Origin of the sequence: Burkholderia sp. PAMC 28687 (assembly GCF_001577465.1) — a bacterium.
Classification (GTDB): domain Bacteria; phylum Pseudomonadota; class Gammaproteobacteria; order Burkholderiales; family Burkholderiaceae; genus Caballeronia.
In genome coordinates this window covers 1,596,505-1,623,112 of sequence record NZ_CP014505.1, presented here as the reverse complement: position 1 = coordinate 1,623,112, position 26,608 = coordinate 1,596,505, and the positions used below count along the sequence as shown (strand labels likewise).

At 59.7% G+C, this 26,608-nt stretch carries 21 protein-coding genes and 1 pseudogene; 14 read left to right on the top strand and 8 right to left on the bottom strand.

Features of this window, described 5'->3' with window-relative positions:
• Positions 1-17: 17 nt before the first annotated feature.
• Genes AX768_RS07450 through hisC form a run of 3 tightly spaced genes read left to right on the top strand, consistent with a single transcriptional unit; the run spans position 18 to position 3,515 of the window.
• Positions 18-989: an isopenicillin N synthase family dioxygenase gene (locus tag AX768_RS07450; protein ID WP_062000850.1), complete on the top strand. Its 972-nt coding sequence runs from the start codon at positions 18-20 to the stop codon at positions 987-989.
• A 7-nt stretch (positions 990-996) separates the two neighbouring features.
• A complete protein-coding gene (locus tag AX768_RS07445; protein ID WP_231941341.1) occupies positions 997-2,388 on the top strand; it encodes an FAD-binding oxidoreductase in 1,392 nt (463 codons plus the stop codon).
• Entirely contained in the window at positions 2,388-3,515 is a 1,128-nt protein-coding gene (gene hisC, locus AX768_RS07440; RefSeq protein ID WP_061999425.1) for a histidinol-phosphate transaminase, read from the top strand. The genes AX768_RS07445 and hisC overlap by 1 nt, the downstream gene beginning before the upstream one ends.
• Here hisC and AX768_RS07435 read toward each other — a convergent pair.
• The 5 genes from AX768_RS07435 to AX768_RS07415 all read right to left on the bottom strand — a co-directional run bounded on the left by AX768_RS07435 (position 3,512) and on the right by AX768_RS07415 (position 8,491).
• On the bottom strand, positions 3,512-4,180 hold the full coding sequence (locus AX768_RS07435; protein ID WP_061999424.1) for an RraA family protein: 669 nt from the start codon (positions 4,178-4,180) through the stop codon (positions 3,512-3,514). The two genes, hisC and AX768_RS07435, sit on opposite strands and share 4 nt — an antisense overlap.
• 13 nt (positions 4,181-4,193) lie before the next feature.
• Positions 4,194-5,216: an amidohydrolase family protein gene (locus AX768_RS07430; protein ID WP_061999423.1), complete on the bottom strand. Its 1,023-nt coding sequence runs from the start codon at positions 5,214-5,216 to the stop codon at positions 4,194-4,196.
• Positions 5,217-5,237: 21 nt separating this feature from the next.
• A complete protein-coding gene (locus AX768_RS07425; protein WP_061999422.1) occupies positions 5,238-6,566 on the bottom strand; it encodes an MFS transporter in 1,329 nt (442 codons plus the stop codon).
• 241 nt (positions 6,567-6,807) lie between these two features.
• Positions 6,808-7,692, bottom strand: coding sequence for a LysR family transcriptional regulator (locus AX768_RS07420; RefSeq protein WP_061999421.1), 885 nt, complete (start codon positions 7,690-7,692; stop codon positions 6,808-6,810).
• A 25-nt stretch (positions 7,693-7,717) separates the two neighbouring features.
• Positions 7,718-8,491: an IclR family transcriptional regulator domain-containing protein gene (locus AX768_RS07415; protein ID WP_062000849.1), complete on the bottom strand. Its 774-nt coding sequence runs from the start codon at positions 8,489-8,491 to the stop codon at positions 7,718-7,720.
• A gap of 324 nt (positions 8,492-8,815) precedes the next feature.
• On the opposite strand from AX768_RS07415, the gene shiA reads away from it, so the two are divergent.
• The 6 genes and pseudogenes from shiA to aroQ all read left to right on the top strand — a co-directional run bounded on the left by shiA (position 8,816) and on the right by aroQ (position 17,204).
• A complete protein-coding gene (gene shiA, locus AX768_RS07410) occupies positions 8,816-10,123 on the top strand; it encodes a shikimate transporter (RefSeq protein WP_061999420.1) in 1,308 nt (435 codons plus the stop codon).
• Between the two features lie 889 nt (positions 10,124-11,012).
• Positions 11,013-12,904: pseudogene (locus AX768_RS07405) on the top strand (bifunctional sugar phosphate isomerase/epimerase/4-hydroxyphenylpyruvate dioxygenase family protein).
• A 116-nt stretch (positions 12,905-13,020) separates the two neighbouring features.
• A complete protein-coding gene (locus tag AX768_RS07400) occupies positions 13,021-14,139 on the top strand; it encodes a 4-hydroxyphenylpyruvate dioxygenase family protein (RefSeq protein WP_061999419.1) in 1,119 nt (372 codons plus the stop codon).
• A 403-nt stretch (positions 14,140-14,542) separates the two neighbouring features.
• On the top strand, positions 14,543-15,871 hold the full coding sequence (locus tag AX768_RS07395) for an MFS transporter (RefSeq protein ID WP_061999418.1): 1,329 nt from the start codon (positions 14,543-14,545) through the stop codon (positions 15,869-15,871).
• Positions 15,872-15,907: 36 nt separating this feature from the next.
• Positions 15,908-16,741, top strand: a complete 834-nt coding sequence (locus AX768_RS07390; RefSeq protein ID WP_061999417.1) for a shikimate dehydrogenase family protein — start codon at positions 15,908-15,910, stop codon at positions 16,739-16,741.
• Between the two features lie 10 nt (positions 16,742-16,751).
• A complete protein-coding gene (aroQ, locus tag AX768_RS07385) occupies positions 16,752-17,204 on the top strand; it encodes a type II 3-dehydroquinate dehydratase (protein WP_061999416.1) in 453 nt (150 codons plus the stop codon).
• A 3-nt stretch (positions 17,205-17,207) separates the two neighbouring features.
• On the opposite strand, the gene AX768_RS07380 is transcribed toward aroQ, so the two are convergent.
• Positions 17,208-18,161 carry a LysR family transcriptional regulator gene (locus tag AX768_RS07380; RefSeq protein WP_061999415.1) on the bottom strand — a complete coding sequence of 318 codons (954 nt, stop codon included), beginning with the start codon at positions 18,159-18,161 and terminating at the stop codon, positions 17,208-17,210.
• Between the two features lie 155 nt (positions 18,162-18,316).
• On the opposite strand from AX768_RS07380, the gene AX768_RS07375 reads away from it, so the two are divergent.
• Positions 18,317-19,654: an MFS transporter gene (locus tag AX768_RS07375; protein WP_061999414.1), complete on the top strand. Its 1,338-nt coding sequence runs from the start codon at positions 18,317-18,319 to the stop codon at positions 19,652-19,654.
• 38 nt (positions 19,655-19,692) lie between these two features.
• Positions 19,693-21,246: a UxaA family hydrolase gene (locus AX768_RS07370; protein ID WP_062000848.1), complete on the top strand. Its 1,554-nt coding sequence runs from the start codon at positions 19,693-19,695 to the stop codon at positions 21,244-21,246.
• 34 nt (positions 21,247-21,280) lie between these two features.
• Here the strand turns inward: AX768_RS07370 and AX768_RS07365 are convergent, their stop codons facing one another.
• Entirely contained in the window at positions 21,281-22,549 is a 1,269-nt protein-coding gene (locus AX768_RS07365; RefSeq protein ID WP_061999413.1) for an MFS transporter, read from the bottom strand.
• A 108-nt stretch (positions 22,550-22,657) separates the two neighbouring features.
• Between AX768_RS07365 and AX768_RS07360 the strand changes: the two genes are divergently transcribed.
• Positions 22,658-23,554, top strand: a complete 897-nt coding sequence (locus AX768_RS07360) for a LysR family transcriptional regulator (RefSeq protein WP_061999412.1) — start codon at positions 22,658-22,660, stop codon at positions 23,552-23,554.
• A gap of 159 nt (positions 23,555-23,713) precedes the next feature.
• Entirely contained in the window at positions 23,714-24,520 is an 807-nt protein-coding gene (locus AX768_RS07355) for an alpha/beta fold hydrolase (protein ID WP_061999411.1), read from the top strand.
• Positions 24,521-24,738: 218 nt separating this feature from the next.
• Here the strand turns inward: AX768_RS07355 and hpxZ are convergent, their stop codons facing one another.
• Positions 24,739-25,125, bottom strand: a complete 387-nt coding sequence (gene hpxZ / locus AX768_RS07350) for an oxalurate catabolism protein HpxZ (protein WP_061999410.1) — start codon at positions 25,123-25,125, stop codon at positions 24,739-24,741.
• 154 nt (positions 25,126-25,279) lie between these two features.
• Here hpxZ and AX768_RS07345 point away from each other — a divergent pair, with 154 nt between their 5' ends.
• Positions 25,280-26,518: a dienelactone hydrolase family protein gene (locus AX768_RS07345; protein WP_061999409.1), complete on the top strand. Its 1,239-nt coding sequence runs from the start codon at positions 25,280-25,282 to the stop codon at positions 26,516-26,518.
• The last annotated feature ends 90 nt before the right edge of the window (positions 26,519-26,608 follow it).

The window sequence follows — 26,608 nt, the reverse complement described above, 5'->3', positions numbered from 1 at the left end:
AATCTCTGGAGTCACGGATGAGATCGGCTTCCCACATTCCTGTCGTCGATATGGCGGCCGTTCGCGCGCATGACCCCGTCGGCTTGCGCGAAGCCGCTGCGGCAATCCGCGACGCCTGCACGAGCATCGGATTCTTCTATGTGAGCAATCACGGCGTGCCTGCCGATGTGCTCGACGGCGCCATTAAAGGTGCGCGCGAATTTTTCGCGCATGCGCCGGAAGTGAAGCGTCGCGTGGCGGTGAATCATCGGCATCGCGGCTTTAATGCGCTTGGCGATGCCGTCATGTATCAGGCGACCAAGCCTGATTACAAAGAGTTCTTCAGCATTGGCCTGGAACTGGCTGAGGACGATCCCAGCGTCCTCGCGGGCGAAGCATTGCGCGGTCCGAACAACTGGCCGGACTTCATGCCGTCGCTGAGACCGGCGTTGTATGGTTATTACGAAGCGATTGGTGCATGCGGCGCAGATTTGCTGCGCGCGGTCGCGGTGAGCCTGGATATAGACGAAGCGTTTTTCACCGATAAATACACCAAGCGCATGCAGCGCACGCAGATGGTTTATTACCCGCCGCAAGCGCCCAAATCCGACGCCGATCAGTTCGGCGTCGCGCCGCATACCGATTACGGATGCATCACGCTTTTGTGGCAGGACAACGTGGGCGGCCTGCAAGTGAAGGAGCTGGCGACCGATAGCTGGATCGACGCGCCGCCCATTCCCGGCACGCTCGTGGTGAACGTCGGCGATCTGCTCGCGCGCTGGTCGAACGATCGATTTCGTTCGACGCTGCATCGCGTGATCAATAGTTCGGGACAAGAGCGTTATTCAATCGCGACCTTCTACGATCCGACTTACGGCGCCCGTGTCGATCCCCGCGATCTCGGCTTGAGCGATACACCGCCACTGTATGACCCGGTCGCGGCCGGCGACTACATACTCGGCCGCATCAATGACTCGATGGGTTACAGAAAGAAACGCGCGAATGGCTGAACACGGAATGAACCAGATAGTACAAAAGTTGATCGATACACTGGGTCCGGCATCGGTGCGCACTGGCGACGCGATCGAGCCGCGCTATCTTGGCGACTGGAGCGGACGTTCGCCGGTGCCGCCGCTGGCGGTCGTGCTGCCGCGTTCGGTCGATGAAGTCGCGACCGTCCTGCGCCTTTGCAATGAAGCGCGTCAAAGTGTCGTGCCGCAAGGCGGCATGACAGGTCTCGCCGGCGGCTCGATTCCCACAGGCGGCGATGTTTGCATTTCGATGGAACGTCTCGTCGGCATCGAAGAACTCGACGAAGCGGCCGCGACCATGACCGTACTCGCCGGCACCACGTTACAGACCGTGCAGGAAGCTGCGCAGGCGGCCGGCTTCGAATTCGCACTGGATCTCGGCGCGCGCGGCTCGTGTCAGATCGGCGGCAATCTCGCCACGAACGCCGGCGGTATTCGCGTGCTGCAATCCGGCACGGCGAGAGAGCAGGTACTTGGACTCGAAGTCGTGCTCGCCGATGGCTCCGTGCTCAGTTCCATGAACAAGATGGTCAAGAACAATACGGGTTACGACCTGCGCAATCTGTTCATTGGATCGGAGGGAACGCTTGGCATCATCACGCGTGCAGTGTTGAAGCTGAAGCCGCGTCGGGCGGCACGCAGCACAGCGCTTTGCGCGCTGAATGATTATGACGGCGCGGTTGCGTTGCTGCGGTCGCTGCAATCCACTTTCGGCGATGAAATCGGCGCATTCGAAATCATGTGGCCGGAGTTTTACGACTTCGGTGTGTCGCTGACGCAATCGAAGCAATCGCCGCTGGGCGAAGCGTATCCGGTGTATGCGCTGATCGAACAAGCCGGTTTCTCCGATGACCACGGCGAGCGGTTCGCCGCTGCGCTCAATGCGCAACTCGAGGCGGGCGTTGTGCTCAACGCGGTCATTGCGCAATCGCAATCCGAGACGCAAGCGCTTTGGGCGATCCGCGAAGCGACCGCGGAATTGCCGGTAAAACTGGAGCCGATCAACTTCGACGTGAGCTTGCCGATAGGCGCGATCGGTCATTTTGTCGATGCATGCCGGAAGGACTTTGGCGCACGCTGGCCGACGCATCGCGGGTTCTATTTCGGGCATATAGGCGACTCGAACCTGCATGTCACGCTCGATGCGCGATCGATACCCGGCGTGACGGTGGAAGAGGTCGATCACGCGCTCTACGGCATGGTCCGCGATTACAAGGGATCGATATCCGCGGAGCACGGGATCGGCTTGCTCAAGCGGCCATTCCTCGGTTATTCGCGCAGTCCGGCCGAACTTGCGTGCATGCGTGCGATCAAGCATGCGCTCGACCCGCACGGCATTCTCAATCCGGGCAAGGTATTGCCTGCGGAAGGTACTTGATGAGCACTACCGGATTTATCGACGGCATGCGTGCCGAAGTGCGCAACCTGCCTGCCTATAACGCGGGTTTATCGAGCGATCTCGTACGTGCGCAATATGGCGTGACGCATGTTGCCAAACTCGGCAGCAATGAAAATCCGCGCGGGGCCAGTGCGGCCGTCCTGGCACATCTGGCGCAGTGGACGACCGCCGCTTCACTTTCGCTCTATCCCGATCCATCATGCAGCGTCTTGCGCACGATGATCGCTGAAAAGCTGAACGTCGCTCCTGAGCAGTTGCTGTTCGGAAACGGCTCCGAAGACTTGCTTGCGATTGCAGCGCATACGTTTCTTGGCGCCGGCGATGAAGTGGTCACCGTGGTTCCGTCGTTTGGCTTGCATATCATTTATCCGCAGAGCGCTGGCGCGAAGGTGATCACTGTGCCCATGCGCGCCGATCTGGAATTCGATGTCGATGCGTTGATCGCGGCAATCTCTCCGCAAACGCGGATGGTGATAATCAGTAATCCGAGCAATCCGGTCGGTTGCGCGATGAACGCGAATGAGATGCGGAGGCTGTTGAGCGCGGTATCGCCGAATACGCTGGTTTTGTGGGACGAAGCCTATTTCGAATATGCCGCCGGCGAACACGGTTATCCCGACAGCCTCGCGATACTGCGCGAATCTGGTTTGCCGTGGCTGTTGCTGCGCACGTTCTCCAAGGCTTACGGGCTCGCTGGTTTGCGCGTGGGTTATGGCGTGGCTTCGGCGCCCGAACTCGCCAGCTTGATGGACCGCGTTCGCACGCCCTTCAACATCAATCAGATTGCTCAGGAAGCCGCGGCCGTTGCGTTCGCGGATCAGGCTCATGTTGCCGCGAGCGTCGAAGACACGCGTGCAGGGCGAACGCAAATGCATGCTGCGCTCGAAGCGCTCGGCATCAGTCCGGCGCGCTCTCTTGCCAACTTTCTCTTTTTCGACTGCGGTGAAGACGCTGCCGCGCTCGCCGCGCGCATGCTTGCTGATGGCGTGATCGTCAAGCCGTGGCGCGAAGCGGGCTACGAGACCTGCATGCGTGTATCCATAGGCAGCGCCGCCGATAACGCGCTGTTCATCGAATCGTTCAAGCGGCGCCGCGCATCGTTTTAGACAGCCATCATCTTTTTCTCCTGTGCCTCGATCCAGTCGCGATCGAAATGTCCCTCGGCGATGGAGCGCAGCGCAGCGGCTTCCTTGTCCGCCTGACGCTTCGCGCCTTCGATTACCGTCATTACATCGTCGGGGGAAATTGCAAGCACACCGTCCGCATCGCCAACGATGATATCGCCTGGATGCACTACCATGCCGCCCACGGTCACCGGCACATTGACCTCGCCAGGGCCGTTTTTATACGGCCCGCGATGGGTCGCACCGCGTGCATAGACCGGAAAATCGTGTGCGCTCAGCGCGCCGACGTCGCGAATGGCGCCATCGATCACGAGACCTTGCACACCGAGGCTTTCAGCATACGTCGCCATGATCTCGCCCATGAGCGCCTGCGTGAGTTCGCCGCCGCCATCGATCACGAGGACATCACCGGGGCGGCAGAAATCGAACGCACGATGAATCGCGAGGTTATCGCCCGGACGGGTGTGTACGGTTACGGCCGTTCCGGCCATAGGCTTGGGCTTGTGATAGGGCAGAAGTCCTACCGTGCCGCTCGCACGCGCCATGTTGTCGCTCAACAGCGAAACGGCAAGGCCGCGCAACGTCTCGAGCACTTCGGGACTCGCTTGCGGCGCGGATGCATTCCGGCGCCATCCAGGTTGATTCATGATTGCTCCTCCTTCAGGAAAACTGGCGGGTGATCTGATTCGAAAGGCGTGGATAAACGGCGCGCGCGTTGTCTTCAAAGATGCGCTGGCGGTCGGCGTCGGTGAGCCATTCGATGGCGTCGATATAACGGCGGGTATCGTCGTAATAATGGCCTGTCTCGGGATCGATGCCCTGGACAGCGCCGATCGTTTCCGATGCAAACAAAATGTTTTCTACAGGTATTACTTTTGCCAGCAAGTCGGTGCCGGGCTGGTGATACACGCAGGTATCGAAGAACACGTTCTTGAGCAGATAGTCCTTGAGCAAAGGCCTTTTCATGTCCTGCGCAAGCCCGCGGTAGCGTCCCCAGTGATAGGGAACAGCGCCGCCGCCATGCGGGATGATGAAGCGCAAAGTCGGGAAATCGGCGAACAGGTCCGCGGTCAGCAACTGCATGAATGCGGACGTATCGCCATTGATATAGTGCGCGCCGGTTGCATGAAAATTCGCATTGCACGACGACGAAACGTGGATCATCGCGGGCACGTCCAGCTCGACCAAGGCTTCATACAGCGGATACCACGAACGGTCGGTCAGCGGCAGTCCGGTCCAGTGGCCGCCCGATGGATCGGGATTCAGATTGCAACCTATGAAGCCAAGCTCTTCCACACATCGGCGCAATTCGGGAATGCAATTCGCAGGCGCCACCCCCGGCGCTTGCGGCAACTGACATACACCCACGAAGTTGCGCGGAAAAAGCGCACACACGCGGTGAATCAGGTCGTTACTTTCTTGCGACCAATGTGCGTTGGCATCGGCGCCGGCAAGGTGATGGCCCATGCCGGCTGCGCGCGGCGAGAAGATCGTGAGATCGGTGCCGCGCTCGCGCTGGATGCGCAACTGTCCGCCTTCAATGCTCTCGCGGATCTGGTCGTCCGTGATGACCGGACGCGCAGGAGCCGGCAGGCCGTCCTTCAGCGCGGCGATTTGCGCAGCACGCCATGCCTCGTGTTCGGGTGGAGACGTCGTGTAGTGGCCGTGACAATCGATAATCATCGCTGGGTTCCAGATCAAGGCTTAATGAAGATGTCCCGCAGGGGTATCGCCGGCAGGCATCGCTTCGAGTTCGTCTTCAGAGGGCTTCACGCGCATCACCAGCGCAATGACAGTCGCCACGACAAGAAACGCTGCGATCGTCAGGAGCGCCAGCTTGAAGTTGCCCGTCGCGCTGCGCACGAGGCCGATGCTCCACGGGCCGACCAGTCCGCCGAATTGCGCGATGGTGTTGATCAGCGCGATGGTCGCCGCGCCCGCCGCGCCCGTTCTGAATGACGAAGCAAGGCTCCAGAACAGCGGATTGCCTGCATAGATGAAGAGGCCGGTCACGCAAAGCAGCGCATAGGCAATCACCGGATTCGGCGCGTAGGCGCTGCCTGCAATTGCAAGCGCGCTCATTCCATACACGAAGGCCAGATGCTTCTTGCGGTCGCCGGTTCTATCGGAACTGCGGCTGATCACGAGCGTCCCGACCACACCGAGAAGCGGCGGCACGGCCGAAAGAAATCCAACTTCCAGATTGCTCAAATGACCCAGGCTTTTCACGATCTGCGGCAACCACAGGAAGAGGCCATAGATACCCACGAGCGCGCAGCCGAAGAGACACGCAAGGCTCCAGACGCGGATATCGCTCGCGACGCGCAGCATGGGGAAGTGTTTATCGGCGCCGAGCGCTTCGCGTTCTCTCGCGAGCGTGGATTCGAGCCAGTGTTTTTGTTCAGGCGTGAGCCAGGCTGCTTCGGTCGGACGTTCTGTCATCAACCGCAGGGTCAGCAAGCCGAGCAGCATGGCGGGGACGCCTTCGAGGATGAACATCCATTGCCAACCTTGCAAGCCGAGTGGTCCGTTCGCGTAGGTCATCAGCGCAGTCGAGATAGGTCCGCCAAGCACCGCCGAAAACGATCCCGCGATGATGTAGCCGCCCACCGCCCGCGCCCGGTAGCGCACCGGGAACCACTTCGTCAGATAGACCGCAACACCGGGCAGAAAGCCCGCTTCCATCACGCCTAGCAGGAAACGCAGCACGTAGAAGCTGGATTCGCTGAAAACAAAAGCGGTAGCGGCTGCAACCGCGCCCCATGTCAGCAGGATCCGTGCGATCCAGAGCCGCGCGCCCAGACGATGCAGCAGCAGGTTGCTCGGCACCTCGAGCAGCATGTAGCCGAAGAAAAAGATGCTGCCTGCGAAACCGAACACGGCCGGGCTGAAGCCGAGCTGCTTGTTCATGTCGAGCGCGGCGAAACCGATGTTGATCCGGTCCAGATAGTTGAAGAACATCATCGCGAAGAGCAACGGCATGAGGCGGCCGTACACCTTGCGCATGGTCGAGCTTTCGATCGGGTCGATCATCAACGTCTCCTGTCTTTATTAGCGCCCGTGGACCGGGTGTCGTATAGGCGGATCGCTTTTTTGCGGACGGACGCATACGCACAGGGCGGTGCCCGCGTTGCTTCGATCAAGTCCGGAATGTGTTGGCAGCGAGCTGCGGCAAGATCGTGCATTGCACGGGATGCCTGACTGATGGAGTGATATTACGAACCCGGGCGCCGCGCGTCCAAGACCGTGTTTTTATCTTTTTATAATGATTTGCTTATAGTACGGGCGCGAGGCACTTCAGAAAGGCTTGGAGATGAGACGATGTATCGTCGCTTCGAAAGCTCGCTGAAAGCGTCGTCGTCTGCGACGCCAACGGTGCATCGAGGCGAAGGTAGACGACATCGGAACGACCGTGCCGTGCAACCGATTCACCCACGAACGTCACGCCCAGCCCGGCCGCAACCAGTGCAATCGCCGTCTGGATCTCGTAAGCCTGATGCGCGACATGCGGCGTCACGCCGGCATTGCGATAAAGCGACTCCACAAAGCGCGAATATAGTCCGTTTGAATGCTTGGGGTAGAGCACGAGCGGGGTATTGGCAAGTTGTGTGATGCGCACCGATTTCTTGCCCGCAAGCGGATGGTCCGGTGAGAGCACGACCGCGACCCGCTCGTGCAGAAGCGGCAGCGTGGTGCAGCCCGCAATGGCCTGCACCTGCCGCCCAATGGCGACGTGAATCCGCGTTTCGTGCAGGGCGTCGGTCTGTTCTTCGGTGAGCATCTCGAACAGTTTCAGCTCGACGTTCGGATACGCGCGATGAAACGCCTTGAGCGCGGGAGGCAGCACGCTATACATCGATGAACGCGTGAACCCTATGCCGAGCCATCCGCGCAAGCCGAGTCCGATTTCACGTGTGCCGAGCGCGACCTGATCGAACGATGCAAGGATCTGCCGTGCCTCGATGCATAGATAACTTCCCGCTTCGGTCAGCCGCAACGGACGGCTGCCACGATCCACGAGCTGTGTGCCGAGCCGTTCTTCAAGCGCGCGGATCTGCTGGCTGAGCGCAGGCTGCGCGACGTGTAATCGCTCGGCCGCGCGGCTGAAGTTGAGTTCTTCCGCAAGGACGACAAACGCATGCAGGTGCCGGAGATTCATGATGTCGGGGCTCGCTCAGACCACATCAAACAACGTTCAGCATGGCGAGCGCGGTCTCTTGCAGGTGATGCACCACTCGGTTGACGGCGGCTTCGGTGGTTTCGCGTCCTATCGGCATGTTGGTGCTGAGCGCCGCGACGACTTCGCCATGCCGGTCCTTCACCGGCACCGCAATCCCGCGCACACCAACCTGCAACTGCTGTTCGATGACCGCAAATCCATCGGCGCGCGCCTGACGGATCTTCTCCTGCAGCCGCACCTTGTTGGTCAGCGTATGGGGCGTGAACGGCGCGAGCGACGTGGTGTTGAGCCACTCGTGCACCGCGTCTTCATCAGGTTTGTAGGCGAGCAGCACCACCCCCGGCGATGTCAGCGGCGCCGGCACTCGCGCACCAAGCACGAAGCCCGTTGTCATCACACGCGAGGTGCCGTTGCGCGCGATGAACACAAGCTCCCATTCATCGAGCACGCTCATGTAGACCGACTCGTTGAGCGTCGCGCTGAGTTGTTGCAGATAGGGCTGAACGAGCTTGGGCAAGCGCGCGGAATCGAAGTACGACCAACCGACTCGCAGCACGCGCGGGGTGAGGCCAAAGAGCTTGCCGTCGCTTTCCACATAGCCGAGATGCTCCAGTGTGAGCAGATGCCGGCGCGCGGCCGTGCGCGTCATTCCCGTGCGAGCCGCGGCCTGCGTCGGGGTCATGCGTGCATGGTCGCTGTCGAAAGCCTCGAGTATTGCAAGACCTTTTTCGAGCCCCGCGATCCAGTCGCGTTTGTCGAGAGGCGGTCGTTTGGTCATAAGCATCAATCCTAAATCCGTGCGATCAGTGATGGCATACGAGCGATTATCGCTCACATGAGCGCGTTGATGTTTCACGCACTCATAATGCAGAATCCGGATGGCGCGCCTCGCGGACGCCGTTCCAGGCCCTAGTGCTAACCCGATAAACAATCGCTGATCGCACATTCTCGTTCGATAATCGCGTTCACATCTATAGAAACCGTTGCCCTGCAAAAGACGCCATCCTATGCTTCATCCACTCCGGAACCGATCGACTCGCTTACGCGAGCAGCATGAAAAAAACATCGGACAGTCAAACCAATACATATCAGAGACAACGCAATGACTATCGCAATCCAGCCTGTCGGCGTCGCGAGTGTGGACCTCGATAAAAGCCGCGCCCGCAAGGCGGCACTCGGCAGTTTCGTAGGCGCTGTGGTCGACTGGTATGACTTCCTGCTCTACGGGATCATCGCGGCGATCGTGTTCAACACCGAGTTCTTTCCGAAAGTGAGCCCGGCCATGGGCATGCTCGCAGCGTTCGGCACCTTCGGCGTGGGTTTCCTGTTCCGGCCGCTGGGCGGCTTCGTGTTCGGGCACTACGGCGACAGGCTGGGCCGCAAGCGCATGCTTGTGCTGACCGTGATGATGATGGGTTTGTCGACGGCGATGATCGGTTTGTTGCCTACGTTCGCGTCCGTCGGCTGGTGGGCGCCGGTGATGCTGATCACGTTGCGTGCGATTCAAGGTTTTGCCGTGGGCGGCGAATGGGGCGGGGCAGCATTGATGGCCGTGGAAAGTGCGCCGAGCAAAAAGAAGGCGTTCTATAGCAGCGGCGTGCAAGTGGGTTATGGCGTTGGGCTGATTCTCGCGACGGGGATTGTCTCCATTCTCAGCCAGACCATGGACGATGCCACTTTCAAGAGCTGGGGCTGGCGCATTCCGTTCGTGTTCAGTGTCGTGCTGGTGCTGATCGGGTTGTGGGTTCGATCGAGCATGGAGGAGTCGCAGGAGTTCGTGCACAAGGTCATCGAAAAGGGACAAAAGCCCAAACGCCTGCCGATCTTCGAAGCGCTGCGCCAGCACCCGAAAGCGTTCCTGCTGATCATTGCGCTGCGTCTTGCCGAGCTTTTCACGATGTATATCGTCACTGCATTCGCGCTGAGTTATTCCACGAGCAACCTCGGCATGCCCCGGCAGTTTTTCCTGAACATCGGGTTGCTGGTGGGCGCCGTCAGCATTCTCACCATTCCGTGTTTTGCAATACTCGCTGACCGCTTCGGGCGCCGGCGTATCTACATCATTGGCGCGGTGATCGGCATGTTGAGCGCGGTGCCGTTCTTTCTTGCGCTCGATGCACGCTCGACCGTCTGGATCGTGGTCTTCTCGGTGATGCTTGCGAACATTGCGCATGACATGGTCGTGAGCGTCCAGCAGCCGATGTTCACGGAGCTATTCGGCACTGAATATCGTTATAGCGGCGCGGGCGTGGGGTACCAGGTGGCTAGCGTGGTGGGAGGCGGGTTTACGCCGTTCATCGCGGTGGCGCTGGTGAGTTTCGCCGGGGGTTCGTGGCACCCGGTGGCGGCGTATCTCGCCATTGGATGTGCACTGTCGGTGGTCGTTGCCGCGAAGATGAAAAAGACCTGAGGTTTAGGGGCTTTCGTGAACGTGATTGGCGTCAGGGTTGTGTGTGGAAGAGGTGGTGTGGGGGTGATGCCGGGTTGCTGCTATTTAGGCTACCGCGCGGTTTGTTTTGGCTGATTTTTTTAGCACTTTTAGCCACTGTCCGTGGCGGGACTTCATTTCTTTTTCCAACGGCGAAAAAGAAACGAAGCAAAGAAAACGCCTCTCAACCGCTAATTCTTAAGTGTCCCGAGCGTGCACGTACAACTGTTTGGTACTTCAGAAGAACGCTCGACGCCGCAATCAAGAACACTTGAAACCCTTCCCCTCCGAACACGGATACCCACACGCTTCGCCACCAGTGTGGGAATCCGCTAATCAGGCTTCCGCGCTGCGCGCGCTAGCGCCCAAACGAAGAGGTTGCTGTACTGGTTCTGTTGTGCCCGTACTTGCCCGGGATTACCGGCGGCGAAGTCTCGGCAAGTTCAGGATGCTGTAGCGCCGTCATGTGCTCAACCCGTTGTTTACTCGGGCCAGGTTTCCGTATTGACTGCCACGGTTACTGGTGGCGAAGCGTGTGGGTATCTGTTGACGGAGGGGGAGGGTTTCAAGTGTTGGTGGTTATGGCGTCGAGCGTTCTTGTGAAGTACCAAACAGTTGTACATGCACGCTCGGGACACTTAAGAATTAGCGGTTGGAAGGCGTTTTCTTTGCTTCGTTTCTTTGTCGCCGTTGGACAAAGAAATGAAGTGCCGCCACGCACAGTGGCTAATAGTGTTAAAGAAATCAGCTAGAACAGACCGCGCGGTAGCGTAAGAAGCAACAACCCGGCATCAACCCCGCCCACTGTACCGAACCCCGCGACTCAAGCGCCAGCATAAAAAACCGCCCGAACAACCACACCGAGACTTCCGTGCAAAGATCCATCGCCACAGTATCCATCAGCGGTACGCTCATCGAAAAGCTGAAAGCCATCAGCGCAGCCGGCTTCGACGGTGTCGAAATCTTCGAAAACGATCTCCTTTACTTCGACGGTTCTCCCGCTGACGTCAAACGCATCTGCGCCGATCTTGGACTCAGGATCATGCTGTACCAGCCGTTCCGCGACTTCGAAGGCGTCAGCGCCGACAAACTCGCGCGCAACCTTGAACGCGCCCGCCGCAAGTTCGACCTGATGCATCAACTGGGCACGGATCGCATTCTGGTCTGCAGCAATGCATCACCAGATACGATCCGCGACGATGCGCTGATCATCGATCAGCTTGGAGAGTTCGCCGACCTTGCGCGCGCCGAAGGCGTGATCGCAGGTTACGAAGCGCTCGCGTGGGGCCGGCATGTCAACTCCTACAAGCACGCATGGCGCCTGGTCAATACGCTCGATCACGCCAACCTCGGCCTGATTCTCGATAGCTTCCATACGCTGTCCATAGGCGATTCGCTTGATGAAATCGCCAGCATCCCGCCGATCGCATCACGTTCGTGCAGATCGCCGATGCCCCCAGAATGGCAATGGACGTGCTCGAATGGAGCCGCCATTACCGCTGTTTTCCCGGGCAAGGCGATCTGGATGTGACGGCCTTCACGCGTGCAGTGCTGGCATCCGGTTACGTGGGACCCCTGTCGCTCGAAATCTTCAACGATGGCTTTCGCGCAGCGCCCAATGCGGCGACTGCTGTCGATGGTTATCGTTCGCTGCTCTTTCTCGAGGAGCAATGCGCGGGGGCATCGAAGGAGACGTTGTTCCATCCGCCGGCCGCGCCTGCGCACGCAGGCTTCCAGTTTCTAGAATTCGCCGTCGATGCAAACAGCGGCCGGACGCTCGCACAATGGCTCGAACGCATGGGATTTCGCGCAGCGGGGCGGCACCGGTCGAAGCAGGTGACGCTCTACGTGCAGGGCGACGCGAGCATTCTGCTCAACGAAGAGGCCAACTCGTTTGCGAGCGAGTTTCATGAGGCGCATGGGTTGTCCGTGTGTGCATCGGCGTATTGGGTCGACAATGCCGCGCAAGCCTTCGAGCGCGCAGCGGCATTCGGCTTCGTCCCGTTTTCAGGCAGGGTGGGGCCGAACGAACGTGTGGTGCCGAGCGTGCAGGCGCCGGATGGAAGCCTGCAATATTTTGTCGATGAAGCGCGCGGCGAACCCACGCTTTACGAAACCGATTTCAATCTCGGCAATATCGAAAGCAGGAGCGGTGCGGATCCGCTGCAGTGTATTGACCACGTTTGCCTGAACATCCCCGCCGATACGCTCGACACGTGGGTGCTGTACTTCAAGGCTACCTTCGGTTTTGATGCAGAAGCTTCCGTGCTCTTGCCGGACCCGTACGGCCTTGTCAGAAGCCGGTCGCTGCGCAGCCGCGACGGGTCTGTGCGGATCGTGCTGAATGCGTCGGCAGACCGGCATACATCGGTGGTTGAATCGCTCTCTAAGTACCACGGCTCGGGGCTCAATCACGTCGCGTTCGCGACCCGCGATATCTTTGCGACCGTCGCTGCGTTGCGTACGCAAGGCGTGCCATTGCTGCGCATTCCGCGCAACTATTATGACGACCTGCAAGCCCGTTTTGGATTCGACGATACGCAGATCGAGCGCATGTGCGAGGGCGGCATCCTCTATGATCGCGATCCCGATGGCGGAGAGTTTCTACACGTTTACACGGAGCAATTCAACGAACGCTTTTTCCTCGAGATCGTGGAACGCCGTGGCGGCTACGAAGGATACGGCGCGGCGAACGCGCCCGTGCGCCTTGCCGCCCATGCGCAGCGGCGCGCGCAGGCATGGGGACACGTGCAGAGAGTTTGACGCCTCGCCGCCTGAGGCGATAATCTGTTCACGCGCTTGCTGCGACTGGACATCGGACATTACGGATGACCAGGCCTCAGGCGAATGTGACCGGACTTTCTCTGAGGTGATTTTCGATGAACAACGATGCTTCCCTGCCTGGCGCTGCCTCGGCGCAAATGCTGCAGGGCGACAACCCCCTCGGCGTCGCCGGCCTCGAATTTGTCGAGTTTTCCAGCCCGGATCCTGACCGGCTGCGTGCGCTCTTCGAGCAACTCGGTTTTACGCAGGTTGCTCGCCATATCAGCAAGGACGTCACGCTGTACCGGCAAGGGAACATGAATTTCCTTGTCAATGCCGACGACGATTCGTTCGCCACCCGCTTTGCGCAGACGCATGGCGTGGGCATATGTGCAATCGGCCTTCGCGTGCTGGATGCGCCTATCTCGCACGAACGCGCCGTCGAGTTTGGGGCCTGGGATTTCGAAGGCGAACGGCTTGGACCCAACGAGTTGATGATTCCCGCGATCCAGGGCATTGGCGACTCGCATATTTATTTCGTGGATCATTGGGAGGGCCGGGACGCGCCACCGAGCGAGAAAGCGAAGTCCATCTACGACATCGATTTCAAGTGGCTCGATGCACAAACCACAAGATCTGCATTGCATGACAACGACGCAGGGCTCGTCAAGGTCGATCACTTTACGCAGACCGTTGGGGCTGGCCGGCTTCCGGACTGGCTGGAGTTCTATCTCCAGGTGCTCCATTTCAAGGAGATCCACGCGATACATCCCGACTGGAAAGTCGCACAGGATCTGCCCGTGATCGTCTCGCCATGCCAGACGTTCAGCATTCCGGTGTATGAAGAAGGCACGTATCGTACGAGCCTGATGCAGGACTATCTGCCCGATCACAGCGGCGAAGGCGTGCAGCATATCGCGCTGGCATCGAAGAATATCTTTGCTTCCGTCGACATCTTGCGTGCACGCGGCATGCGCTTCGTGCAGCCGCCGGCGAAATACTACGAGCAACTCGATGCGCGCTTGCCCGGTCATGGACTGGATGTGGAGGCATTGCGCTCACGCGGCATTCTCGTCGATGGCCGTATAGCCGAGGACGGCAAGCCGTTGCTCTTCTTGCAGACTTTCATCCAGCACGAGGCCGGGGACATGTTCTTCGAAATCGTGGAGCGGCGCGGCGGGGAAGGGTTCGGCGAAGGGAATCTGATTGCGCTCGGGAAGGCACGAGAAGTCTGATTCGTCAACGTCGAGCACCGTCTAGTGCAAACCCGAATAATGCGCGATTACCGAACGAATGCGTTCGATAAACATACGTGTTTTCTAATATTCCGTTGCCCGGACTCGGCCTTCGCTCTATTGTGACGACATACCGGCACGGCTAACAAGCGGCGAGTGATCAACAAGGCACTCGCACATGCAGTGCCTTTTTCCGTAAGCAAGAAATCAATTTAATAGATTAGGAACGCTGATCAAAGTGTCCATCAAGCGTTATAGCGGCAGTTTTCAGCAACGGCTTCCAGCAGTGAGCTGCGGCGTAGGTATCATCACCGCTTTTAATGGGCGGACCATCGGTCCAATAACATCGCTCGCGCATAAAACCGCAGGGCGGGATCCAATATTTTGATTCAGGAGACGCGTCATGCAAGACGTTCACCAATCCCACGCGGTTCATACGGCCGCGCCGGCCGCAGTTCGCACACGGTCGCGCACGCGCTTCGTGATCCTCGCGCTGCTGGCAGTCGGTACGATGATCAACTATCTGGACCGCACGGTCCTCGGCATTGCAGCGCCGACCATGACGAAGGAGCTCGGAATCGATGCGGCCGTGATGGGGATCGTGTTCTCCGCGTTCTCATGGACATACGCGCTGGCGCAGATCCCGGGCGGCGTTTTCCTTGACCGCTTCGGCAGCAAGGTCACCTACTTTCTCGCGCTGACGTTCTGGTCGTTCTTCACGCTGATGCAGGGTTTCGCCGTCGGACTCAAGTCGTTGCTGCTGTTTCGCTTCGGGCTCGGCGTCAGCGAAGCGCCATGCTTCCCGGTCAACAGCCGCGTGGTCGCTACATGGTTCCCGCAGCATGAGCGGGCACGCGCCACGGGCATTTATACCGTTGGCGAATACCTCGGCCTCGCGTGTTTTGCGCCGGCCTTGTTCTGGATCATGGGCAACTTCGGCTGGCGCTCCTTGTTCATTGTGGTGGGCGTAATCGGCATTGTGTTCGGAATGGTCTGGTGGCTGTTTTATCGCGAGCCGCATGATTCGAAGTCGGTGAACCAGGCTGAGCTCGACTACATTTCCGCGGGCGGCGGCCTCGAGCCGGCGGGCGGTCAGCAGACCATGGCTTTCTCGTGGGGCAACGTCGGCAAGCTGCTCAAGCGCCGTCAGATCGCGGGTGCATGCCTCGGGCAGTTTGCGGGCAACACCACGCTCGTATTTTTCCTGACGTGGTTCCCGACCTACCTAGCCACGGAACGTCACATGGGCTGGCTCAAGGTCGGCTTCTTCGCGGTGATGCCGTTTCTTGCGGCGGCGGTCGGCGTGATGTTCGGCGGATGGATCTCCGATCTTCTGCTCAAGCGCACCGGCTCGGCCAACATTGCACGCAAGTTGCCGATCATCTTCGGTTTGCTGGGGGCATCGACGATCATTGCCGCGAACTACGTCAGCAGCGACGCCCTCGTCATCACCATTCTCTCGATCGCGTTCTTCGGGCAAGGCATGGTCGGGCTCGGCTGGACGTTGATCTCGGATATCGCGCCAAAAAATCTGATGGGACTGACGGGCGGCATCTTCAATTTTTGCGCGAACCTTGCGGGCATCGTTACGCCGCTGGTGATCGGCCTGATCGTGGCGAAGACGGGCTCGTTCTTCTACGCGCTGTCGTACGTAGGCGCGGCGGCGCTCGTTGGCGCGCTGTCGTACATCTTCATAGTCGGCGACGTTCGCCGCGTTGAAATTGCAGACTGAGTGTTCCGCAGTTCCAACTTCTTAAGGCATGCAGCGATGATCAGCGGAAAAACTACCCTTATTGCGCACCTGGGTTATCCCACGGAAACCTTCAAGGCGCCCATGATCTACAACCCGTGGTTCGAGCAGAAGGGCATCGACGCAGTGGTGGTGCCGATGGGCGTCAAGCCTGACGATTACGCCGCGTTCGTGAAGTCGCTCTTCCGTTTGAGCAACATTCGCGGCGCGCTGGTCACCATGCCGCACAAGGTGACGACTACGAATCTTGTCGACGAACTCACGCCCACCGCGCGCATTGCAGGCGCTTGCAACGCCATCCTGCTGCGTTCGGATGGAAGCTTGCTCGGCGATCAATTCGATGGCGCCGGTTTCACGCGTGGCGTCGAACGCAAGGGCCGTCCGTTGCAAGGCGCGCGTGCATTCGTGCTGGGCAGCGGCGGAGTGGGTTCTGCCATTGCTGCGTCGCTGGCGGCGTCCGGGGTATCGGCGCTAGCGCTCTTCGACACCAGCAGCGCATCCGCCGATGCACTCGCCGCCCGTTTGCGCAAGCACTATCCCGAGCTCGAAGTGACGACAGGCTCGAAAGACCCGGCGGGCTACGACGTGGTGGTCAATGCAACGCCTATCGGCATGAACGCGAACGATCCGCTGCCTTTCGATATCGACCGGATTTCACCGTCCACGTTCGTGGGCGAGGTCGTGATGAAGTCAGAGTACACGCCGCTCTTGCATGCAGCCAAAGAGAAGGGCTGTGCAGTGCAGGTCGGCACCGACATGCTCTTCGAGATGATCCCGGCGTATCTGGAATTCTTCGGTTTTGGCACAGCCACGGCGGACGAGTTGCGCGCAGTTTCCCAGATCAAATACTGAGGGCGAAGTCATGAAGAAGGTAATGGTGATCAACGGGCCCAATCTGAACTTGCTGGGTTTGCGCGAGCCCGATCAGTACGGCCATGACACGCTCGATACGGTGGAAACGCTGTGCGTGCAGGCAGGCGACAAGCTGGGCGTCGCGGTGGAATGCAGGCAGTCGAATCACGAGGGCGTGCTGATCGACTGGATTCATGAGGCCGGGCGCGAGGTCGCGGCCGGCGCCATGCTGGGCGTAGTGATGAATCCGGGTGCTTATACGCATACATCGGTTGCGCTACACGATGCAATCAAGGGCGCGAGCGTTCCGTTGATCGAGCTGCATATCTCGAACGTGCATGCGCGCGAATCGTTCCGGCATCACTCGTTCATCTCGCCGGCGGCACGCGGGATTATCGTGGGGCTGGGCGTGAAGGGCTATGCCATCGCAATCGATGCGCTGGTCCAGGTGACATCGAAGTAACGCTCAAGGCTTTTCTTTATCGGCCGCAAGCGAACGCAAGATGCCGATAAACTCCTGCACCGGTTGCGCAGGGAATTCGTGCTTGCGCGTGACGATCCCATAGCTTGTCATGACGCGGCGTATCGGAACAGGAAGCTGTCCCAGCAAGCCATTGTTCACATACTTCTCGACGGCGGCTTGTGGTTGCAGCGAAATCATGTCGGTCGCCTGCAAGAGTTCCAGCGCGGAAAATATCGATGTCAGCTCCACCATCCCGACCGGTACAGGAATGGCCGCGGCTGCGAACGTCTCCTCGAATAACTGCCTGATCGCCGTTACCTGCGGATAAAGAATCCACGGCCATTCCGCGAGATCGGCCAGTTCCAGCTTTCGCTTTTTCAATAATGGATGATGGCTTCCCGCCACCACGCAAACCGGCTCCGCCGCGAGCACCTCGAAGTCGAACAACGCATGATGACGCGGCTCGGTCAGACGGCCGACCATCACGTCGATCTTTTTTTCATCGAGCCAGATTGCAAGCTGATCGCTGCTGAGTTCAAACAGCTTCACGACGAGTTGCGGCCGTTGCCGCCGGATCTCCCCGATACCCGCCGTCACCAGTTGCGCCGCCGATGCCGGTATAGCGCCGACCGTGATGTGCCCATATCCGCCGTTCTTCAGCGTCGTGAATTCGCTCACGAAGCGCCCGAGGTCGCCCAGCGCGGTGTTCGCATAACGCAGCGCGAGATGCCCCAGCTCGGTCGGCCGCATCTCGCGCGGCAGGCGTTCGAAGAGCGGCGCGTCCAGCATGCCTTCTATATCGCCCAGGATTTTCGTGGCGGCAGGCTGTGTCATGTGCATCTGCTCGGCGGTGATCCGCATGTTGCGCGTGCGGCCGAGGATGTCGAGCAATTGCAGGTGCCGGTAGCGCAGGCGGGCGAGGACGGTCGATGGAAGCAGTGACGAAGGTCGGGACATAGGGACGAGTGAAGGGTAAACCTGCATCTACTCATAACCGGATGGAATCGATTGTAGTCAATAATCGATTGGATGTTTATCGCGCCAATGCATAGAGTGGTGCCAGATGAAATAGACCGGGCGGATCCGGCGTCCTCACGATGGAGACAACACACATGCAGACTCAGGCCCTCTCGTCCCAGCCGTTGGCGAGCGCGGTGCGCCAAGCGCGGCTGCGCCTTACGCCATTTCTCGCGCTGATGTTCGCGCTTTCCATGCTCGACCGCTCCAACGTCGGCTTCGTCAAGCAGGCGCTGCAGGTCGATTCCAATATCGGCAACGCAGCGTTTGCACTGGGCGCCGGGATCTTCTTCATCGGTTATGCAGTGTTCGAGATTCCGAGCAACATGATGCTGCATCGCGTGGGTGCAAAGGTCTGGCTGAGCCGCATCATGGTGACGTGGGGGCTGGCGTCGGCGGCCATGATGTTCGCGCACAACGAGACCGCGTTCTATGTGCTGCGCTTCATTCTCGGCGTCGCCGAAGCGGGATTTTCGCCCGGCGTGATCCTTTATTCGACCTACTGGTTTCCGGCACGCGAGCGCGGCAAGGCGCTCGGCATCTATTATTTCGGCGTCCCGGTCGCACTCGTGCTCGGCAGTCCGTTATCCGGCTACCTCATGGAAGTCATGGGCGGTTTGCTCGGGCTGCGCAACTGGCAATGGATGTTCCTGATCGAAGGGCTCGCGGCTTCCGTGGTCGGCGTGATCGCATTCTTCTATCTCGTGAGCAAACCGCGTCAGGCGAAATGGCTGACCGATGCCGAAAAAGATGCGCTCGAATCGGCGATCGCCGCGGAGGACCGGCTGAAGGTCGCCCATGGTCCGTCGACGGCGCTTGCCGCGCTCGCGAACTGGAACGTACTGCGGTTTGTCGCCATTTACTTTGCGATCCAGGTCAGCGTGTATGGTGTGATCTTCTATCTGCCGACGCGTATATCCGAATTGACGGGGACCGCGATTGGCGCGAAGGTGGGCTTTCTCACCGCGATTCCATGGTTCTGTGCGCTGGTCTCGTTGCGCTTCGTGACGGGTTACGCCGATGCCCGCGGCAAGCATCGCGAGGTCGCGGTGGTGATGCTGGTCATGGCGGCAGCGGGCATTGGCCTCTCGACGATGGGCACGCATCTCGTCCCCGTTCTGTTTGCATTCTGCATTGCGACGGTCGGCTTTGTGGTCGTTCAACCGCTGTTCTGGACACTGCCTACGGCGTACTTGAGCGGGACCGCGGCGGCAAGCGGTATTGCGATGATCGGTGCGTTGGGCAATCTCGGCGGTTTCATTGCGCCGACATTGAAGACCGCTGTCGAAAGCTTCTTTCAGAGTCAGCGTGCCGGCATGGGCGCGCTTGCGGTGGCGGGTGTGATCGGCGTGCTGCTGCTGTTGAGCATCGGCATGAAAGGGCGGCGGCAGGAAGCGGGCGACCTGGCTGCATCGAAAGCGGCATCGCGTTGAGCCTCGCGCACCCCACGCAAAATACGGAGATACGCATTATGAAACCAGTAGTTGAAACTGCTCCTGCAAACACTGCGACGGTGCGCCTGAATGCCATCGATGATGTCCTCATCGCTCGCCATCAACTCGTCGCGGGCATGCAGCTCGCCGATGGCGACATCACCGTGCGCGGTTTGATCCCGGCGGGGCACAAGGTTGCCGTCAAAGCAGTCTCGCAAGGGCAACCCGTCCGACGCTACGGGCAGATCATCGGCTTTGCGAAGCGCGACATCGATGTCGGCGAACACGTGCACGTGCATAACCTCGCAATGGGCGATTTCGATCGCGACTACGCGTTCGGCGAAGATGCAAAACCCACGCAACACGCGGTGCAGCCTGCAAGTTTTCTCGGCATCCGCCGTCCCGATGGACGCATTGCGACGCGCAACTATATCGGCGTGCTCACATCGGTAAATTGCTCGGCTACCGCCGCACGGGCTATCGCCGATTATTTTCGCCGCGATGTGCATCCTGAAGCGCTCGCCGCATTTCCGAATGTCGATGGCGTGGTCGCGCTCACGCATGGTCAGGGCTGCGCGGTCGACTCCGAAGGCGAAGCCCTGAAGATGCTTCGCCGCACGCTCGGCGGCTACGCGCGGCATGCGAACTTTGCCGGCGTGCTGCTGGTCGGCCTCGGTTGCGAAACGAATCAGATCGACGGTTTGCTCCAGGAGCAGCACCTCGAAACAGGCGCCCGGCTCAAGACCATGACGATTCAGGCAACGGGCGGCACCGCGCGCACGGTAGCTGCGGGTATCGAGGCGATCAAGGTCATGCTCGTGGAAGCGAACGAGGTCGTGCGTGAACGCGTCGATGCCAGCCACCTCGTGATCGGCCTGCAATGCGGCGGCTCGGATGGGTATTCGGGGATCACGGCGAACCCGGCGCTGGGCGCCGCGGTCGATCGTCTCGTCGCACATGGCGGCACGGCGATCCTGTCGGAGACGCCGGAGATTTACGGCGCGGAGCATTTGCTGACGCGACGGGCGGTATCGAAGGAAGTGGGCGACAAGCTCGTCGAGCGCATTCACTGGTGGGAAGAATATTGTGCGCGGATGAACGCTGACCTGAACAACAACCCGTCGGCGGGCAACAAGGCAGGCGGCCTTACAACCATCCTCGAAAAATCGCTCGGCGCGGTGGCGAAGGGCGGCACGACCAATCTCGTCGATGTCTACAAGTACGCGGAGCATGTCAGCGCGCGTGGGCTTGTGTTCATGGACACGCCGGGTTATGACCCGGTGTCCGCGACGGGGCAGGTTGCGGGTGGCGCGAACCTGATCTGCTTCACGACCGGACGCGGCTCGGCTTACGGATGCGCGCCGTCGCCATCGCTCAAGTTCAGCACGAATACCGCTTTGTGGAAGCGCCAGGAAGAAGACATAGATCTGAACTGCGGTTCGATTCTCGATGGCGAAAAGAGCATTGATGAACTCGGCCAGGAGATCTTCGAACTGATGCTGGCGACGGCATCGGGCACGTTGTCGAAGAGCGAAGTGCACGGGTATGGGCAGAACGAATTCGTGCCCTGGCAGATCGGCGCGATCACCTGAAATTCCAGATGGCGCGCGGTTTTCCTTGTGCGCGTCAACGCGCGTCGGCGAGTGTGCATCGATTAGTCGATTCCGCTCGCCGCACGCCCGGCATAAAGCAGCTCAGTGCGATTGCCACGACGGACGCGCCTGCCGCGAAAAAATACACCGGTTGAAACGACCCGGCCACGCTCTTGCACAAACCGCCGAGCACGTTACCGAGCGCGCCCCCTGCACCGAATGACGCTTCGCAAATTCCGCACACGATAGCCGCGAGCGCCGGTTCACTCGTCTTGCCGACATACGCATGCAACAACCCGAAGAGCGGAAAGAACGAAAAGCCGAACGCAACGGCTGCGATCATCAACGCATAAACGCCGGGACGCGATGCCGCTATCAACGACGCGCACAGCAATAGAATCCCTGCGCTGACAAGCGCCGTGCGCATGCCGTCACGTTGCGGTTGTGAGGCAGAAGATCGTGCATCGCCTATCATGCCGAGCGTCAGGCCGCTTACCGCACCCACGAAGCCGACGAGCGCCCAGGCATGTGCGGTGACATCGAGTCCGAGATGCAGGTCATCGTGCGCATAAGCCGAGAAATAGGTGATGAACGGCACGCCGGCAAAGCCCGAGAGCAACGCGATTGCGTACACGAGCTGCCAGCGCCGCGAGAACAGCGTCCGCGCGGCGAACCGTGGCCCCTTGACTCCTGGCTGCGCTTTCACGCGCGTTTCCGGTCGTCCAAGCCGTGCAAACATCAGCAAGATCACGACACTCAGCAATGCCGTGAACAACGCGCTCACAAGCCACACGGAACGCCATCCCCACGCTGCCATCAACCCCGGCACCATGAGCCCGTTGAGCAACACGCCATAGTTGGTGCCGCTACCGATCACGCCAATGGCTTTCGCTTGATGACGTTCATCGATCAAAGGCGCGACGAGCGCCATCATGGGCACCCACGTCGCCGCTGCGAACGCGTTGAGTGCAACAAGCACAACTCCCATGACCCAGGTGTGATCGGCAAAGGCCAGGCACGCAAGCCCGACAGCCGATAACGCGGTGGCCCCCAGCATGACTCTTGCTGCGCCGAAACGCGAAGCAGCAAGGCCGGACAGCAACGCCACCAGCACATTCGCGATTTGCCGGGCTGCGGTGATGTAACCCGCTTGTGCATACCCGAAGCCAAGATCGTGTTTCATCGCGGGCAGGACAACCGGAAACAAGTACACACCAAAGCCATAAGTTGCGGCTATGACGGCCGCAAGCAACAACGTAAGCGCGAGTTGCCTTGATGCGGTGACGCGAGGCAAAGCATCCATGACGAGCTACCTAAAGAAGGGATAAATCCATTCTCGGCAATTCGTCTCCATGACGGAAATGATTTAATTTACTATCATCCAGTAAATCACTTCATCATTCGAGCGACCATGAATCTCGATCCAGGCTTGCTGCGTGCGTTTATCGCCGTCACCGAAGCGGGAGGCTTCACCAAGGCCGCCCGTCGGCTGAACCTGACGCAATCTGCCATCAGTCACCAGATCAGGCGCCTGGAAGAAGAGGTCGGCAGGCCGCTGCTTTACCGCACAACGCGCACGCTGACACTGACCGAGGACGGCGAGGATTTCCTGCGCTACGCCACGCAAATCCTCGATGCAATGCAAGCGGTCACGCGGCGTTTTCATTCATCGCCGGCATCGGGCGTGGTGCGGTTCGGCGCACCGGATATCTTCATGGGCGAGCGCCTGCCCGTGTTGCTGACGCAATTTTCGCGGGCATTTCCAAACGTGCGGCTCGATGTCAGCGTTGGCATGAGTATCGATTCGGAAGCGATGGTTGCCGCGCAGGAGCTCGATCTCGCGGTGGTGTTATGCGTGAAGAGCCACAAGCACGGAAGTGGCGACGAAGGCATTGTGCTGCGGCGCACGCGGTTTATATGGGCGGCGGCCGAATCGTTCGAGGTACGCGAAGGCGCGTCATTGCCGCTGGCGTTTTTTCCGGCGCCTTGTGTGAACCGGCGCGTGGCCGTCGAAACGCTCGATAGCTTGCCCGTGGACTGGCATGTGGCGTTCACATCGTCGAGTCAGTCGGGCATTCGTGCAGCCGTCATGGCCGGCCTTGCGATCACCGTGCTGACACGAGACGACCTTGAACCGGGCATCGCCGTGATCGATGGGCAATACGGTTTGCCCGCATTGCCCGAAGCCGAGTTCAGGCTGCTGTGGGGCAAGGGCGAAAAGACGCTGGCGGCGAAGGAGTTCGGGCGTCTGGTTCTCGATACCCCGGTTGAACATCCGTTGCGCTCGCGGGAGGCTAGAGCCGCGTGATCTGTCGCATGACAGGAATTCAAGGGTCAGGTGAACTGATTGATCGGTTAGATAAAGTTATTGGACCTCACCCGGTATTTATCACATGATTGGGATCGTCCTGGCGGCGGTCATGTTCATAGTCGCCGGCATCACGAGCCATTACTCAGGGAGTTCCGCATGAATCGATTTGCCACTGTCCATAATGAAGATGCAGAGATTGCCTACGACGTTGAAGGCCAAGGGCCGTTGCTTTTGTTGATCGTCGGGGGAAATGGTGACAGCAGTCGTTTCATCAGACTCTCGGCGCAACTAGCCGATCGCTACACAGTCGTCCGTTACGACCGCCGTGCGAATTCGCGCAGTACCGGCGACAAACATGCCGAAATGAACATGGCGCAACAAGGCCGGGATGCTGCCGCCGTCATCCATGCGATGGGCGGTGAACCGGCGTTCGTGTTCGGCAACAGCGCCGGCGCCAATATTGCATTGAAGCTGACAGAGGATCATCCGCAACTCGTTCGAGGGCTGGTGGACCACGAGCCGCCTGTCAGCGACATCTTGCCGGACGGCGTGATATGGCGAAAGTTTTTCGACAGCGTGTATGACACCTATCGCACGCAAGGTGGTGCTCCCGCCATGAAGCTGTTCGCCTCATCGTTTGTTGGTCTTCCTTCTGCAGCAATCGCTCCACCGGATCAGGACAGCGGCGACTTTGAGCGCTTCCTTGCACACGAATTCAATGTCATCAACCGTTTAATTCCCGATCTCGATGCGTTGCGCCGCGGTGGCGTGCCCATGGTCACCGCCGTTGGCCGCGCGAGCGGCGACGCATTCTACGCGCAGACTGCACGCCAACTGGCGCGTGAACTGCCTTGCCCCTGCATCGAGATGATCGGGCATCACGTGAGCTATGCAAGCGACCCGGTGATCTTTGCCAATGAACTGCACGAGATACTGAGCGCACTGTCCGCATCACGCGTTTGAGAAAGGTCCGGCGCCGGCGCACCATATGGCGGGATGGGCCGCGCAGACGCTGGACGATCCCACCGCGTACGCCACAACCATCCTGGCGGGTTTCTTCGAAAAGTATCCGAAGCTCAACATCTTCGCCGGCCATTGGGGCGAGATGGTGCCGTTCTTCCTGGCCACGGCGACAGGCTCGCCGCGTTCGATAACCGAGACGTTCCATCACCATGTCTACGTCACGGCTTCGGTTCATCCATCCAGCTCACATGCGCGGCGACCACTTTCCACACGCCGTCAACACGTGCCCAGGTCTGTGATTGGCGGCCGGTCCGCGTTTCGCCGTTGCGGTGAAACGTGATGTTCGCCACGCCAAACTCCGTTCCGAACGTCGTCACCGACCGGTCGATGATCGTCCGTTGCAGCGCGCTGCCCGGTCGCTTGGCGCGGAACTCGCGGATCGCTTCGTAACCTTGCAGGTTTTCGGTTGCGCCGTATCGAAGCGTATGCGGACTGTCCCAGAAGAGCGTGTCGAGCGCCGGGACATCGTTTATGGTCAACGCGACTTCATACTTGTCGAACGCGGTTTCGAGGGAGGCGAGGGTAGCGGGATCGTTGATCAGCATGGTCGATAAAGAGTTCGTTGCGCAGTCGTCGATTATGAGGCTATGACGCGGTGTTGATTAATTTGACCGGCATGATCTCCTCGATCGACCCAGTGCACAATATGCTCTTCACGCGAGGCACGTAACGTTCATCAAGCGAACCAGGAGAGGCGACATGAGCAGTCAGACGATTGAAATCACGGCGCAGGACGGCGGCCGATTTACTGCGTATCTCGCGAAACCCGCGCAAGGTTCGGGTCCCGGCCTTGTTTTGCTCCAGGAAATTTTCGGCATCAACGACTACATGAAGTCGATGGCCGACCGTTACGCCGAAGAAGGTTACGTCGTGCTCGTACCGGATCTGTTCTGGCGCATGAAACCCGGCGTGGTATTGGGCTACGGGGAAGCGGATTTCGCCGCTGCGCTCGACTTCAACGCGAGATTCGACGAACCCGAAGCGCTCGACGATATCGCCGCGACACTCGCTGCCTTGCGTGCGCTGCCCGAGCAAGCGGGCAAGCTCGGGGTGATCGGCTATTGCCTCGGCGGCCGTCTCGCGATGCGCACAGCGGCAAGCATGGACGTGGACTGCGCGGTGAGTTACTACGGCGTGGACCTCGATGCGTATCTCGGCGAGATCGCCACCATCCGCTGCCCGATGGTTTTCCACTTCGCCGAAAACGATACGTTCACGCCGCCTGAAACCCGCGCGAAACTCGAAGCCGCGTTTGCGGGCAAACCGCTGATCGAGCATTACGTCTACGCGGGTTGCGATCACGCCTTCGCCACGCCCGAGCGCGATCACTACGACAAGCCCGCGGCCCTGATGGCCTATTCGCGGACCCTGTCATTGCTGCGCAAGGTGCTGGGTCCCGTGTACGACCTGAACCGCCTGTGGGAGATGCATTGCTACTACGAGTTCGGCACGCGCGACGTCGACGCCGTCATGCCGACCATGGTGGCCGAGCCTTACGTGAACCACGTTCCGACCATGACGGGCGGTGTCGGTCATGATCAATTAAAGCGCTTTTACAAGTACCATTTCGTCGATTCCAATCCCGCCGATACACGCCTGATTCCGGTGTCCCGGACCATCGGCTCGGATCGGGTTGTCGATGAATTCGTGTTCTGCGCCACGCACGATCGCGAGATCGACTGGCTGTTGCCGGGACTCAAGCCTACGGGCAAATACTTCGAGGTTCCCATGCTGGCCGTAATCCGGTTTCGCGGCGACAAGCTTTACAACGAGCACATCTACTGGGATCAGGCTTCGGTGCTGGTGCAGATCGGCGTGCTCGATCCGACGGGTCTGCCGGTCGCGGGCATCCAGACCGCCAAAAAGATGATCGATGAAACCCTCCCGACCAACACGCTGATGCCGAACTGGGTATCGAGCGAGGGCAAGCCCGTTTGATCGGTTTTGCATAACGCTCATGAGGACGGTAAGAACATCCGCCGAGCTTTCGTATCAGGTCGTTTCCCACGTTGGCGGAGGGCGCTTTCG

Coding starts and splice junctions, on each gene's coding strand:
- AX768_RS07450 (WP_062000850.1), top strand. CDS start 18: ATGAGATCGGCTTCCCACATTCCTGTCGTCGATATGGCGGCCGTTCGC.
- AX768_RS07445 (WP_231941341.1), top strand. CDS start 997: ATGAACCAGATAGTACAAAAGTTGATCGATACACTGGGTCCGGCATCG.
- hisC (WP_061999425.1), top strand. CDS start 2,388: ATGAGCACTACCGGATTTATCGACGGCATGCGTGCCGAAGTGCGCAAC.
- AX768_RS07435 (WP_061999424.1), bottom strand. CDS start 4,180: ATGAATCAACCTGGATGGCGCCGGAATGCATCCGCGCCGCAAGCGAGT.
- AX768_RS07430 (WP_061999423.1), bottom strand. CDS start 5,216: ATGATTATCGATTGTCACGGCCACTACACGACGTCTCCACCCGAACAC.
- AX768_RS07425 (WP_061999422.1), bottom strand. CDS start 6,566: ATGATCGACCCGATCGAAAGCTCGACCATGCGCAAGGTGTACGGCCGC.
- AX768_RS07420 (WP_061999421.1), bottom strand. CDS start 7,692: ATGAATCTCCGGCACCTGCATGCGTTTGTCGTCCTTGCGGAAGAACTC.
- AX768_RS07415 (WP_062000849.1), bottom strand. CDS start 8,491: ATGACCAAACGACCGCCTCTCGACAAACGCGACTGGATCGCGGGGCTC.
- shiA (WP_061999420.1), top strand. CDS start 8,816: ATGACTATCGCAATCCAGCCTGTCGGCGTCGCGAGTGTGGACCTCGAT.
- AX768_RS07400 (WP_061999419.1), top strand. CDS start 13,021: ATGAACAACGATGCTTCCCTGCCTGGCGCTGCCTCGGCGCAAATGCTG.
- AX768_RS07395 (WP_061999418.1), top strand. CDS start 14,543: ATGCAAGACGTTCACCAATCCCACGCGGTTCATACGGCCGCGCCGGCC.
- AX768_RS07390 (WP_061999417.1), top strand. CDS start 15,908: ATGATCAGCGGAAAAACTACCCTTATTGCGCACCTGGGTTATCCCACG.
- aroQ (WP_061999416.1), top strand. CDS start 16,752: ATGAAGAAGGTAATGGTGATCAACGGGCCCAATCTGAACTTGCTGGGT.
- AX768_RS07380 (WP_061999415.1), bottom strand. CDS start 18,161: ATGTCCCGACCTTCGTCACTGCTTCCATCGACCGTCCTCGCCCGCCTG.
- AX768_RS07375 (WP_061999414.1), top strand. CDS start 18,317: ATGCAGACTCAGGCCCTCTCGTCCCAGCCGTTGGCGAGCGCGGTGCGC.
- AX768_RS07370 (WP_062000848.1), top strand. CDS start 19,693: ATGAAACCAGTAGTTGAAACTGCTCCTGCAAACACTGCGACGGTGCGC.
- AX768_RS07365 (WP_061999413.1), bottom strand. CDS start 22,549: ATGGATGCTTTGCCTCGCGTCACCGCATCAAGGCAACTCGCGCTTACG.
- AX768_RS07360 (WP_061999412.1), top strand. CDS start 22,658: ATGAATCTCGATCCAGGCTTGCTGCGTGCGTTTATCGCCGTCACCGAA.
- AX768_RS07355 (WP_061999411.1), top strand. CDS start 23,714: ATGAATCGATTTGCCACTGTCCATAATGAAGATGCAGAGATTGCCTAC.
- hpxZ (WP_061999410.1), bottom strand. CDS start 25,125: ATGCTGATCAACGATCCCGCTACCCTCGCCTCCCTCGAAACCGCGTTC.
- AX768_RS07345 (WP_061999409.1), top strand. CDS start 25,280: ATGAGCAGTCAGACGATTGAAATCACGGCGCAGGACGGCGGCCGATTT.